Origin of the sequence: Fortiea contorta PCC 7126 (assembly GCF_000332295.1) — a bacterium.
In the GTDB taxonomy this organism is placed as follows: domain Bacteria; phylum Cyanobacteriota; class Cyanobacteriia; order Cyanobacteriales; family Nostocaceae; genus Fortiea; species Fortiea contorta.
The window spans coordinates 2,168,828-2,181,186 of sequence record NZ_KB235930.1; the positions used below are offsets into that span (position 1 = coordinate 2,168,828).

12 protein-coding genes and 1 pseudogene are annotated in these 12,359 nt (G+C 42.8%); 7 read left to right on the forward strand and 6 right to left on the reverse strand.

Going from position 1 to position 12,359, the window contains the following annotated elements; all coding sequences use genetic code 11:
• The first annotated feature begins 326 nt into the window (after nt 1-326).
• Entirely contained in the window at nt 327-551 is a 225-nt protein-coding gene (locus MIC7126_RS30330) for a sensor histidine kinase (RefSeq protein ID WP_154655869.1), read from the forward strand.
• Nucleotides 552-559: 8 nt separating this feature from the next.
• Here the strand turns inward: MIC7126_RS30330 and MIC7126_RS27370 are convergent.
• Nucleotides 560-772, reverse strand: a pseudogene (locus tag MIC7126_RS27370) (Uma2 family endonuclease); the annotation flags it as partial.
• A 190-nt stretch (nt 773-962) separates the two neighbouring features.
• On the opposite strand from MIC7126_RS27370, the gene MIC7126_RS32430 reads away from it, so the two are divergent.
• Nucleotides 963-1,184, forward strand: coding sequence for an LCCL domain-containing protein (locus MIC7126_RS32430; protein WP_161606841.1), 222 nt, complete (start codon nt 963-965; stop codon nt 1,182-1,184).
• Between the two features lie 19 nt (nt 1,185-1,203).
• Nucleotides 1,204-1,596, forward strand: coding sequence for a hypothetical protein (locus tag MIC7126_RS0110095; protein ID WP_017653020.1), 393 nt, complete (start codon nt 1,204-1,206; stop codon nt 1,594-1,596).
• A gap of 145 nt (nt 1,597-1,741) precedes the next feature.
• On the opposite strand, the gene MIC7126_RS0110100 is transcribed toward MIC7126_RS0110095, so the two are convergent.
• Nucleotides 1,742-2,335, reverse strand: coding sequence for a tetratricopeptide repeat protein (locus MIC7126_RS0110100; protein ID WP_017653021.1), 594 nt, complete (start codon nt 2,333-2,335; stop codon nt 1,742-1,744).
• 278 nt (nt 2,336-2,613) lie between these two features.
• Between MIC7126_RS0110100 and MIC7126_RS0110105 the strand changes: the two genes are divergently transcribed.
• Nucleotides 2,614-3,069 (forward strand): hypothetical protein, encoded by a 456-nt coding sequence (locus MIC7126_RS0110105; RefSeq protein ID WP_017653022.1) that lies wholly within the window; start codon nt 2,614-2,616, stop codon nt 3,067-3,069.
• A gap of 68 nt (nt 3,070-3,137) precedes the next feature.
• Entirely contained in the window at nt 3,138-3,743 is a 606-nt protein-coding gene (locus tag MIC7126_RS0110110) for a POTRA domain-containing protein (RefSeq protein ID WP_017653023.1), read from the forward strand.
• A gap of 53 nt (nt 3,744-3,796) precedes the next feature.
• Here the strand turns inward: MIC7126_RS0110110 and MIC7126_RS0110115 are convergent, their stop codons facing one another.
• The 4 genes from MIC7126_RS0110115 to MIC7126_RS0110130 all read right to left on the reverse strand — a co-directional run bounded on the left by MIC7126_RS0110115 (nt 3,797) and on the right by MIC7126_RS0110130 (nt 10,208).
• Nucleotides 3,797-5,230 carry a cobyrinic acid a,c-diamide synthase CobB gene (locus tag MIC7126_RS0110115; RefSeq protein ID WP_017653024.1) on the reverse strand — a complete coding sequence of 478 codons (1,434 nt, stop codon included), beginning with the start codon at nt 5,228-5,230 and terminating at the stop codon, nt 3,797-3,799.
• 645 nt (nt 5,231-5,875) lie between these two features.
• A complete protein-coding gene (locus MIC7126_RS0110120; protein WP_017653025.1) occupies nt 5,876-6,310 on the reverse strand; it encodes a Crp/Fnr family transcriptional regulator in 435 nt (144 codons plus the stop codon).
• Between the two features lie 82 nt (nt 6,311-6,392).
• On the reverse strand, nt 6,393-9,329 hold the full coding sequence (locus tag MIC7126_RS0110125) for a UPF0182 family protein (RefSeq protein ID WP_017653026.1): 2,937 nt from the start codon (nt 9,327-9,329) through the stop codon (nt 6,393-6,395).
• A gap of 606 nt (nt 9,330-9,935) precedes the next feature.
• The gene (locus tag MIC7126_RS0110130; protein WP_017653027.1) at nt 9,936-10,208 is read right to left on the reverse strand and encodes a hypothetical protein; all 273 of its coding nucleotides are present in this window, start codon (nt 10,206-10,208) and stop codon (nt 9,936-9,938) included.
• A gap of 2 nt (nt 10,209-10,210) precedes the next feature.
• On the opposite strand from MIC7126_RS0110130, the gene MIC7126_RS0110135 reads away from it, so the two are divergent.
• Together MIC7126_RS0110135 and MIC7126_RS0110140 are read left to right on the forward strand one after the other, a co-directional pair.
• Complete coding sequence (locus MIC7126_RS0110135) at nt 10,211-11,794, forward strand: YcjF family protein (RefSeq protein WP_040629767.1); 1,584 nt, start codon at nt 10,211-10,213, stop codon at nt 11,792-11,794.
• A 48-nt stretch (nt 11,795-11,842) separates the two neighbouring features.
• Entirely contained in the window at nt 11,843-12,262 is a 420-nt protein-coding gene (locus tag MIC7126_RS0110140; protein ID WP_017653029.1) for a helix-turn-helix domain-containing protein, read from the forward strand.
• The last annotated feature ends 97 nt before the right edge of the window (nt 12,263-12,359 follow it).

The following is a 12,359-nucleotide window of genomic DNA, read 5'->3' on the forward strand; positions in this document are numbered from 1 at the left end:
TTCAGTCCACCCATCTAGTAATTATGTGGAAGGTGTCAGTTTTGCTGCATGTTTTTATACCAAAAACTCCGCCAGCAGAGTTTTTAGTTACTTGGCATCTAGCACAATTTGACAAACAATACTTGCACTTGTGTGTAATTATTTTTATAGGTTACTGCTATCTATCCAGTTACCAAGCAAATTACACTATTAAATTATGCATGGGTTAAACTTGCATCAAAAAAAACACAAGTTTTTAGTAGTTGATGATCATGAATTAATATTAAGCGGAACAATTAACGCTCTTAGAGAGGAGTATCAAGACGCAGAAATTATTCAAGCACAAAGTGATTTGTGGACAAAAGCATGGTGAAAATATTATTCGGGTAGTCGATAACGGTTCCGGATTTATTCTTACCAGCGACCTCTCTTCGTCTCCAGGATTTGGAACACAACAAGCGCAGAATTTAGCAAAACAATTAGGTGGTAAATTTGAACGTTTTTCTAATTCTCCTGGAGTAGTTTGTCAACTTACGTGGTCAGTGAAAAAATTCTGGTTTTGGCGATTTTAAAAAACAGACTAGCGGTTAATAATTTGTTCTACAGAAACTGAAATATCAGGGAATGCAAAGGGTTGAATTGTTCCCCCAGTCAGCGTCAATTTTGTCGCATATTCTCCGTCCAAAGGTTCTTGAAATACTACTAAATATAATTTTTGTAGATTCACAACCCAATATTCTGAAATACCTGCCTCTGCATAAACTTTGCTTTTTGTTTCTAAATCTTTTGTCAAAACTGTTTTTAAAGTTTACTAATTTGGTAATTAATCAGTAACTGCAACCCGCAAGTTTTGCTGTTTCAATATAAGCAGATGCCGTATTCAAAGCGGTTATAAAGAGTTGATAAATATGGATTTTTTATAACTGCGATTTTATTGAATAAATATACACCAGTTTTTTAAATAAATTGGCAATATAAAACTTTTGATCTTCACAGCAATTTATTACTCAAAAAGCTACTATACAGATGACTCTTCAATTTGTAGCGCGGCTGTTCATGCAGGATTAATGACTACTAAGCAAGGTGGAGTAGTTACTATCAGAATTAAACCGGGACAACCCTCTTATTCAGGAACTAAAAGATATGGTGTGAATTCACAAAATTATGGCAGTTGGGATGGAAGTTTTGTTCTTTTAAAACAATAAGTGGTAGGAGGTGAAGAAAATGCGTAGAATTCGGTTGCGGATGATTGCGATCGCAGCTTTTTTTGCAGCGATTCTCGGTGAGAGTTTGGTGAGAAGAGCGATCGCACTCCTGATGTGTGGCGTTTTCAGCTTTAGTTCAACTACCTGTTACACCTATCTTACAAATTACAACCAGGTAAACGCGACACCTGTATCTGGTAATATTCCCTCTACAATCCGAGGGGAAAAAAATAGCGCAGAAACAGCACAAATTCCTCGTATCCGCAAACCATCCTTGGAATTACCACTGGATTTCCGAGTAGTTCGTCAAGTTCCCTTCAGTTCAGGTAAACGAGAAATTTCATTGGTCTCACCTTCAACTGGAACAGAGCAAATATATTCAACTAGCTTACCGGATGCAGATAAATTTTAACTTTATGGTGTTGAGTTTAAAAAGGTTTCAGGTGTAGACTTTAGACCATTACTAGTGGGAACAAATATTCAAATTGAATCAACAGAAATTGAAACCAATCTTAAGCAATTTAAAATTATATTTTAAGGGAATAATCTTGATAAAGTTATTTTAGCAAGAGTCGATTAGCGTCACCCAACGCGCCCAAAGCTGCAGCTTCACCCAAAGAATCTTGATGATACCGGGCTATTGTCAAGGCGCTATCAGTGCTGCATTGTTGGGATTGATCAGGATTACATAACAATTGAATTGCAGTTTGGGGTTTTCCTAACCTGCTGTATATCTGCGCTTGTTCGCTGAGATAACGCCCTATGATTTGTGAGTTTCCAGTTTGGCGATCGCTAGCAATCAGCTGATCCCAAAACTCAATCCCTTGCTCTAGTTTGCCAGCGTCTGGATATGCTCGTGCTAAATTTTGTAATGCGATCGCTGCTTCCTGCTGATTATTATTTTGTTGATAGATACTTAAAGCCTTTTCCCAACGTTCAATAGCTTTCGTCACATCACCAGCTTGATATAACTCAAATCCTTGTTGCATTAATTGACTGGCTTCAACAGACTGTGCTTTCGCTGGTTGTCCTATTCCTAATAGATATATATTACCAAACCCTAAACAAACACACAGACTGCACAAAAATAAAACCCCCAACCAGCGACGCTTTATCATGTATTTGCGCTTTTTTCTAAAAATTAAAAACATTTTGTTACCTAATTATTTTTTCAAAAAATAAATTTATTTGTGTAAATTAAACTGTTTATTTTGCTTGATTTCAGGTATGTTGCATATAACTACAAATACAATATCCCGTCAAACCTGTCAAAAATTTCAACTAATTTGATTCTTGACTTTCTGCAATCAATGAGTATAAAAAAATTATTAAAATATTTACAGAATGGGGAATAATTTGTTGCCTATTAGGAATAAATATAAGCGAATCTGTCTTTGCCCAAAGCAGTAATATTATTCCTGATAATTCTTTGGGTGCAGAAAGTTCTGTAGTTACACCTCTTTCTGATTTTTCTGGTATTTCTACAATTACAACTGGTTCTGGAAACAGTGGAGATATTTTTATTGAAACTGAAAATTTGAGCCTGCAAAATATAAATAGTATAAACACTTTTAGCTATGCTGCTCAAGGTAATGCAGGCAATATTTTCATCCGAGCTAGTAACTTAGTCAATTTGGATAATATCAGCACATTAGGAACTTTATCATTAGGAATAGGTAGTGATAGTACCACGGGTTCTGGTGGGTTAGCTGAACGTCCTGGTGATGCTCCGCTTTCTTCTTTTAATACTGGGGTGATTCAGTCTTTATCTACAAGTAATTCGCAATCTCGGAGATGGAAGTTGGGTGATCCGATTTGGGAAGCGCAGGGAGTATATCAACTGGCTAATGGACAAAAGATTTTGAGTCGAGTGTGTGGTGAATGATTTTTTATCTCACGCAGAGGCGCAGAGACGCGGAGAGATGGAGAAAGGAATTACGTAGAAATTGGGTGATGTTTGTGGTGAAAAGAGGTGGGAATAAATGGGTTTTTTGGTGGTGTTTATTGGTATTTATTTTAGTCAAATATGATAAAGTTTTTGCTCAATCAATTGCGCCTGGTGATGTGACTATTCCTGCTGATACTCCAGAAAGGATTGAACAAACGATTCCTCAGCCTCCAGTGTCTCCTGTTCCTCTAGATAAAGTTCCGGAAAATATTCCTCAGCCTCCACTACAAATACCTGCGAATGAACAACCGCAGGCGCCTGCTGCTGGTACGGAACGTTTTCTGGTGAAAAAAATTGAGGTTTTAGGTAATACGGTTTTGCAAGCAGAAGTTAATCAATTAGTTGATGGATATAACAATAGGGAGGTATCTTTTGAGGAGTTAGTGGTTTTAAGAACTGAAATTACAAAACTTTATGTGAGCAATGGTTATGTGAATTCTGGTGCGTTTATTGCAATTAATAATTTACCTTTGTCAAGTGGTAATATCCAAATTCAAGTGGTGGAAGGTAAGTTAGAAAATATTGAAATTAGTGGACTGAGGAGATTAGAAAAGAGTTATATTCATACTCGTCTCAAAGTTGCGGCTGGTATACCATTAAATAATTTCTGACATTTAAAAACCTCTTAATTTATTCCTCTGTTCCCTGTTCCCTGTTCCCTGTTTCAACCTCCACCCTTCATCCTTTTCCCCGCAAATTCACAACATTGTTGAACAAAGCGCGCAGGAATTTCTACACTCGCTCCCCAATGTAAATGGATATAAGAAGCGTGAAGATTAGCAAGTCTATTCCATCCTTCATCACCCATATTTTCTTTGCAATCATAGCGATAAGTGACAAATAAGGGTTGCTCAGGGGTGGGGACTAAACTCGAACGGTGGAATTCATGTCCATAAATTTGTTCACCTGAGAATAAGAGCAGACTGTTTTGCAAAGCTACAGCGCGGCGATATCCTAAAGTTAAACGCCCACCCATCGCCGCTGATGTGGGTAAAATTCCTACCATCGGCCAAGATTTATCTTCAAAATCGATAATTTTCTCACACAAATACATCATTCCTCCACACTCAGCGATTGTGGGTATTCCTTGAAGCACAGCAGATTTTACTGCATTGCGGGCGCTGATGTTTTGGGCTAGTTGCGCGGCGAAAACTTCTGGAAAACCACCACCGAAATACATTCCCTGTATATCTTCGGGTAATGTAGTATCTGCTAATGGACTCCAGAAAATCAATTCAGCGCCTAAATGTTGGAGTAAGTCGAGATTGTCTTGGTAATAGAAATTGAAAGCGCGGTCACGAGCGACGGCTATTTTGATAGGTGGGGAGGTGGGGAGGTGGGGAGGTGGGGAGGTGGGGAGGTGGGGAGGTGGGGAAAACTTTTCTACCTCATCGCCCTCTTCTGTCTTCTGCAACAAGGGTAAGAGTTTTTCCCAGTTAAAGCAGGTGTCACCTAAATCTGCGAGGCGATTGATTAAGGTGTCGAGTTCTGGGAGTTCTGCAGTGGGGATTAAACCGAGATGACGATCGCTAATTGTGATATTATCTTGGCGGCGCATCACACCGAGAATTGGTAGATTTAGCGGTGCGAGAGAGTTTTGCAGTAAAGATAAATGGCGATCGCTCCCCACCCGATTGAGCACTAAACCTGCTATTTTAATTCTAGAATCAAAGGTGCAATAACCGTGAGCGATCGCCGCCACCGAACCAGATAAACGACTGCAATCAATCACCAGCACAATTGGTATATCTAGCAACCGCGCAATGTGAGCAGTGCTTCCAAAGTCAGTAGTTAATTGATTTTCCTCCCCATTACCAATTCCATCAAACAACCCCATCACCCCCTCCACCAACGCATATTCGCATCCTTGGGCGTGACGGCTAAAACATTGCTGGACATAACTTTCTGACGTGAGCACCGGGTCTAAATTGCGACAAGGGCGACCAGTGACGTAAGTATGAAACATCGGGTCAATGTAGTCTGGGCCGACCTTGAAAGATTGCACCGCTACACCAAGGCGGTATAAAGATGCTAAAAGGGTAAGCGTGACCGTCGTCTTGCCCACCCCGCTACGTTCGCCAGCGATAATTAAAGTCATAAAGAAACATTACTACAGCTAGCTTTTCAACTCAACCTGACCTATGACTTGGAATTAAAATGCGATCGCTTTCAAGGGGTGACAAGCGAGCTAAAGTGCTTGCTGTATAAGCTTCATAGCTCTTAAACCTCGCTGATAATATGCTTGCTTATTGCGAATGGAACTGACCATTTCCTCGACCCATGCTTGGCACTCATGCCAAGCAACTATCCAATTGAAACCATATAAACCTATCCAAAAATTACAAGAAAGGCAGAGGGCAGAGGGCAGAAGGCAGAAGTTTATGAGTATCAATTAAAACTTTAGTTCTGTGTATAAAGCCCAGTAAAAAAAAAGACGTTTTTCGAGTCCGCGAAGCGCGTTCGCGTAGCGTCTTGCAGAGAAGAAAAACAGCGTCCTTGTTTCAATCCCACCCTTTTTAAAGGTGGGTTTCCCTGTTGCCTGTTAAGAGTTAAGAGTTCCCTCTGAACATTAAACTGTACCCTACAGATAGTCGCTTAATAACTGTACAGTTCATTCTCAATAAGCACACAAATTTTTCCAGGGGTCTGTGCCTCCCAAACCTTTAGCTTGCAGGATTTAGAGGCGATTGTCGCCCCCTGTTCCCTGTTCCCTACCCCCAGTAGAAGACTTTTTCACCAAGTCCTATTTAGTTTTCACATTGATATTTTCGTTCAGTCGGCGAATCAGGCGAGATAATTCTCGAATGATGTTGACTGCGATTTCTGGAGTTTCTTCGATGGCGTCATAAAGTTGCTCTTGCGTCAGTTCTAAACATTCGCAAGGTTCTAAGGTTGTGGCTGAGGCGGAACGGGGTTGTGTATCAAATACTGCCATTTCTCCAAAGTATTTTCCCTTATCTACTTCTGCCAGTTGTTGCTCGCCGATGTGGACTTTGACTTTACCGGATGCGACAATGTAGAGCGATCGCCCTTCTTCTCCCTGTTTAAAAATGGTGTAATTAGCAGGGAAGGAAAGCTCATCCATCACTGAAGCCAACCGCACAATAAAATCATCCCGCAATTCTTTAAAAATTGGGACTCGCCGGACGAATAATAAACGATCAACGCTGGTTAGCATGGCGACAAGTAAAAAAAATACACCGTGAAACGTAGTATGGAGCAAGTGGCGACTATTCCCCAACGAATGTATTCGTCGCTGTTCAGGGTACGGCTTCTTCAACAGGACGGATAATCGCTGAATCTGGTGTCACTTCCGGTTTGAATATAGCTTGCAATGCCTGTTCTAGGGTAGGTGCCATCACAATCCGATTTTCATAAGCTACAATCACTCTAACGAGTGTCGGCAAGCTATTCTGTGCAGCTTCTAAATAAAGCGGCTCGACATACAACAGCGACTGTTCAATGGGAATTACTAACAAGTTACCTTGAATAGCTCTAGATCCTTGGCGATTCCACAAGGAGATTTGCTGAGAAATCACTGGGTCTTGATTAATTCGTGCTTCTATTTGTGCTGTGCCATAAATCAGCCGCTCTTTCGGGAAGATATATAGTATGAGCTTACCGTAGTTATTATTATCCGATCGCGCTGCTAACCAAGCGATTAAATTAGTCCGTTCATTGGGTGTGTAAGGCAGCAGCAGCAGAAATTCTTCAAATGGTACTGTAGGTAAGCTGGTAATCAAATAATATGGCTTGACTTGACGCGACTCGCTACCGTAGATTTCGTTGGGGATTTGCCATTGGTCTTCCCGGTTGTAAAATACTTGAGTATCGGTCATGTGGTAGGTCATCAACCGTTCTGATTGAATCTTAAAAAAGTCCTCTGGATAGCGGATATGACTGCGGAGGTTTGCAGGCATTGCATCCAACGGTTTAAATAGATTAGGAAACATGCTCTGCCAAGTAGCAATCATCGGGTCAGTGTCATCAGCAATGTAAAAGTTGACACTCCCGTTGTAAGCGTCAATTACGACTTTGACAGAGTTGCGAATGTAGTTAATTTTATCACCGCCGGTGTCTGAGTAGGGATAATGGTCGCTGGTGGTATAAGCATCGACAATCCAATACAAATAATTATTATTGTTACCAGTATTAGCAGCGACCAAATAAGGGTTGCGATCGTATTTGAGAAAAGGGGCGATCGCCTGAATTCTCTCTTTCACATTCCGCCTCAACAAAATCTTGGTTTGGGGTGAAAAGTCCTGCGTCAACACCATTTGCCAATCTTTTAAATAGGTCGCAAATAACCACCTTTTCCACAACGCACCGATACTAATACCACCGCTCCCGTCGTAGGAATTATAAACGTTCTCACTGCCACTGGGATAATCTAATTCTTTTATTTTTGTGCTAGTCATTACATAACTATCTGTAATTTCACCGTAATAAATCCGGGGTTGTCCAATGGGAATGCTGTTGCGAATCGCTGGAGAAGAAGTCGTGAGAGCGCTGCTGTCACCGCTAATATTTTTGACAAAATACTCTGGTAGTCCCCCAGGCCCTGCTGTATTCACCGGACTAAGCGTGAATCCATAGCCGTGAGTATAAATTAGATGACGATTTACCCAAGTTTGCGCCTCAGCAGGTACATTACTGTAGTCTAATTCCCTAGCAGCAATCAATACTTGTCGCCGTTCTGTATCTGCTGTTGCTGTCTCTGATTCTATGGTGTAGCGGTCAATATCGGCATCAGGGAAGCGATAATAAGGACGAATTTGCTGTAATTGACGGTTAGTTTCTAGTAAAGGACGTTGATCCCAAAGGCGAATGTTGCGAATTGTCAAGTCATTGGCTTTGATATCAGCTTGGGTCAATTGTCCTTGGGGATTGAAAACTCTCGCATCAATCGCTTCTAAATCAAAAGCTTGGCGAGTCAGGGTGATAGTCCGTTGGATGTATGGTTGTTCTCGCTGTAATTCATTGGGTTGAACAATGAGATATTGTACCGCTGCGGGTAAGAGAGAATCAGCCACCACCACCAAGAATAAATAAACACTGAGTCCAGAAAATACCCATCGCCGATGGGAGGAATGGGGACGCCAAAAAATGGTGCGCCAAAACAGATAAAATGCGATCGCTACTGCCAAAACGCACAACACAGTATAAGCCGGTAACTGTGCCATCACATCAGTGTAACTAGCGCCGTAACTTACCCCACGGGTAGAATAAAGCAATTGATAGCGACTCAGCCAATAATTAACAGCCACCGCTAACATCAAACAGCCACCAACACCAAATAAATGACGCTGTTGCTGAGTTGAGAAACCAGGAAAAATCCCCTGACTGAGACTTTGTGCTGATAACAGATAAGTGAGAATGACAGCGACGAAACCATATAAAAACAGTCCAATCAACCAAAATTCCAGCAATTCCCACACAGGGAGAGCAAAAACATAAGTGCTGATATCTTGGTGAAATAAAGGCTCAGAGTAATTAAAAGCAGTAGAGTGGAAATATTGCAATAACTTTGCCCAATGGAAAGACAGCAACCACCCAAACAGCAGAGAAAAAATAATAGCGATCGCTCTGAGCCAGAAGTGAGGGAAAATGAGAATAGCGATCGACATTGCCACAATTGAGCAAAGATACCAAACCTGAGAAATAACTTGCTTACCCAATCGCCAAATAGTCTCCGGGCGAAACAATTCAGGAACAGGTAAATAATCCTGAACCTCCCCACGCCAGTAAGACACAGCCACTCCGCCATAATCAGCCAGCATCAACCCCACCAACAAACTTAAACCCACAGCTAGAGGTAACAACCAGCGCAATTTCAAAGGCAATAAACTTGTAATGGAAGTCCTGCGAGGTTGAGCAAATTGAGAATAATCAGGACTGAGAAAGCTTTTCAACCCAGTACTCACCCCCACCTCCTGACGCCGCACCGATTGGGTCTGCAAAGACTGGGGATATCGCCAACGTTGCGCCAAAAACAGATTCCCCAGTAGATAGAAAGCAGTTATCCCCACTACCGCTAACCCCAAAGCTCCTCGCGTCAACTCCTTCAACAGAAAAACTTGGAGATAACCGACTTCCTGAAACCAAAAAACCTCAACTCCGAAGCGAGAACTCAGATCCCAGAGTAGCCACAATCCCAGGAGAACAATAAATAATCTTAAGCCCCATTTTGACAACATCTGCTTTAAGTGCAACCCGCTACACCATCATGTCTGTGCTACTGCAAATCCTCCAATTCTAACTTAGTCTTCGACGCACATACAGTAGGGGCACAACAATGTTCATTGGTGTCAACTTAAGCCAAAGGCTTATCCCACGGTTATTTTACCCCACCCCGGTTTTGTCTAAAGCCAAAACCGGGGTGGGGTGACAAGCGAGCTAAAGTGCTTGCTGTATAAGCTTCATAGCTCTTAAACCTCGCTGATAATATGCTTGCTTATTGCGAATGGAACTGACCATTTCCTCGACCCATGCTTGGCACTCATGCCAAGCAACTATCCAATTGAAACCATATAAACCTATCCAAAAATTACAAGAAAGGCAGAGGGCAGAGGGCAGAAGGCAGAAGTTTATGAGTATCAATTAAAACTTTAGTTCTGTGTATAAAGCCCAGTAAAAAAAAAGACGTTTTTCGAGTCCGCGAAGCGCGTTCGCGTAGCGTCTTGCAGAGAAGAAAAACAGCGTCCTTGTTTCAATCCCACCCTTTTTAAAGGTGGGTTTCCCTGTTGCCTGTTAAGAGTTAAGAGTTCCCTCTGAACATTAAACTGTACCCTACAGATAGTCGCTTAATAACTGTACAGTTCATTCTCAATAAGCACACAAATTTTTCCAGGGGTCTGTGCCTCCCAAACCTTTAGCTTGCAGGATTTAGAGGCGATTGTCGCCCCCTGAAGGTTCAAAGGCTCACGCTTGAGGCTCAAAGCCTGACGCTTTAATCCCCCCCCATCACCCCCCCCCATCACCCCACACCCCCCACACTCCCCATCACCCAATTCCCAATTCCCAAACCGCAGACTGTAGGATAGAAGAAGCATCCGCGTACTAAAAACCCATGCCATCCATGCCTTTGTCGCGCCTAGTCACGCTGATTGTTGGTCTGATTGTCATTTTAGGACTTAGCTTATGGCTGATTGATTCCCTGTCACGGCTATATTGGCAGTTGTCCTATTCTCCGTTATTGGGAAATTTGCTGCTGTTGCTGCTGATTCTCCTGTTAGGGGCTTTGGTGGCTGCATTTGTTTATTATGTAGTGATTCTCCAGTCTGGAGAACAGCGCGCGCGCCGTCGTCGTCCGCAGGTGACAGCGGCACAAATTCCGGCGGCGAAATCTGATGCGGCTTCTTCGACTCTACAAGCGGTGCGACAGCAGGTGGCGCAAATTCAAGATGAGGTGACACGCCAAGCTTTATTGAGTCGTTCGCGGGAAATTGAAACTAATTTGGCGCGGGGTGAAATTCAAGTTGTGGTGTTTGGGACAGGAAGTGCAGGGAAAACTTCCTTGGTGAATGCGGTGATGGGGCGGATGGTGGGACAGGTGGATGCGCCGATGGGGACAACTCAGGTTGGGGAAACTTATTGTCTGCGGTTGAAGGGATTGGAGCGGAAGATTTTAATTACAGATACCCCTGGGATTTTAGAGGCGGGGGTAGCGGGGACGGAACGGGAACAACTGGCGCGGGCGCTGGCGACGGAAGCAGATTTGTTGTTGTTTGTGGTGGATAATGATTTACGGCGATCGGAATATGAGCCATTGCAAAGTTTAGCACAAATTGGTAAGCGATCGCTCTTAGTACTTAACAAAACTGATTTATACACAGATGAAGATAAGGAATCCATCCTGGCTCGGTTACGCCAACGGGTGCGGGGATTTATTGCGACGAATGACGTGGTAGCGATCGCTGCTAATCCCCAATCTGCTCAACTCGAAACTGGCGAAACCTTCCAGCCAGAAGCAGATATCGTTCCTTTGTTGCGGCGGATGGCGGCGATTTTGCGGGCTGAGGGTGAGGATTTGGTGGCAGATAACATTCTCCTGCAATCTCTGCGGTTGGGAGAAGAGGCGCGCAAACTCATCGACGCCCAGCGTCGCCGCCAAGCTGATAAAATAGTCGAGCGCTTTCAGTGGATTGGGGCTGGTGTGGTATCAGTTACCCCTTTACCAGTGGTAGATTTACTAGCAACAGCTGCTGTCAATGCCCAAATGGTCGTGGAAATTGCCAAAGTGTACGGCTGTGAATTGAATATGGCACGGGGGAGAGAATTAGCTCTGTCTCTGGCGAAAACTATTGCTAGTCTGGGAATTGTCAAGGGTGCAATTCAATTATTGTCCACTGCTTTGCAAACCAATCCAGCAACTTTTATTGTCGGGCGAGCAATTCAGGGTGTGACTGCAGCATATTTAACCAGGATTGCGGGAAAAAGTTTTATTGAATACTTCCGCCATGATCAAGATTGGGGTGATGGTGGGATGACAGAAGTTGTACAACGCCAGTTTCAAATTAATCGCCGGGATGAGTTTATTAAAGCATTTGTTGCCGAAGCGATCGCTAAAGTAGTTAAGCCCTTAACTGACGCAGTGGGGAATTCCTCAGCAGTGCAACCAGAACCAAAAAACCAAAATTTAGATCAACAAGAACCAAAATAATGTCAATCCGCTATATTTGTAGATATTCAGATTTGCTCATTCCTCACGATGCCAGCAAGGTTGCAAATAAAAGCTGAAGATTGTTCCCCTTTGGGACGATTCATCCTTCAATACTTGGAAGAACAGAGTATTAGCATGAATCGCCTCGCAGATTTGTCTGGCGTTCCCCAACCGCGACTCAGAGGCGCTTGCTTCAAGGGAACCTGTCCAACCCCTGAAACTTTGCGGAAACTGGCTAGAGTCATGGGCAAACATCACCTAGAGCTTTACACGTTAGCTTATGAAGCCAGGATTGGCAAACTTCCCGAAGACGCAGACGATAGTTCCCTTGATATCTTAATGCGAGATTTATTTGAAACTGCTAGAGAACTGGGATTAACCGCACCCAAAGTCCGCCCCTCTAAAGCCAAAATCCGTAAAGCGCTACTAGAACTAGGGTTTCACGCCGAGAATGATGAATGTGCCTGATTTTTGTATAGTAGAGATAATTATTCCTGGATTATTCAGCACTTTAGTGCTGACTACAAACTTATCAAAATTAATGGCGTGTGCCGTACCTGAATTG

Bases quoted from the DNA above. Each gene is read 5' to 3' on its own strand.
- MIC7126_RS0110095 (WP_017653020.1), top strand. From the start codon at position 1,204: ATGCGTAGAATTCGGTTGCGGATGATTGCGATCGCAGCTTTTTTTGCA.
- MIC7126_RS0110100 (WP_017653021.1), bottom strand. From the start codon at position 2,335: ATGTTTTTAATTTTTAGAAAAAAGCGCAAATACATGATAAAGCGTCGC.
- MIC7126_RS0110110 (WP_017653023.1), top strand. From the start codon at position 3,138: ATGTTTGTGGTGAAAAGAGGTGGGAATAAATGGGTTTTTTGGTGGTGT.
- MIC7126_RS0110115 (WP_017653024.1), bottom strand. From the start codon at position 5,230: ATGACTTTAATTATCGCTGGCGAACGTAGCGGGGTGGGCAAGACGACG.
- MIC7126_RS0110120 (WP_017653025.1), bottom strand. From the start codon at position 6,310: ATGCTAACCAGCGTTGATCGTTTATTATTCGTCCGGCGAGTCCCAATT.
- MIC7126_RS0110125 (WP_017653026.1), bottom strand. From the start codon at position 9,329: ATGTTGTCAAAATGGGGCTTAAGATTATTTATTGTTCTCCTGGGATTG.
- MIC7126_RS0110130 (WP_017653027.1), bottom strand. From the start codon at position 10,208: ATGGCATGGGTTTTTAGTACGCGGATGCTTCTTCTATCCTACAGTCTG.
- MIC7126_RS0110135 (WP_040629767.1), top strand. From the start codon at position 10,211: ATGCCTTTGTCGCGCCTAGTCACGCTGATTGTTGGTCTGATTGTCATT.
- MIC7126_RS0110140 (WP_017653029.1), top strand. From the start codon at position 11,843: ATGCCAGCAAGGTTGCAAATAAAAGCTGAAGATTGTTCCCCTTTGGGA.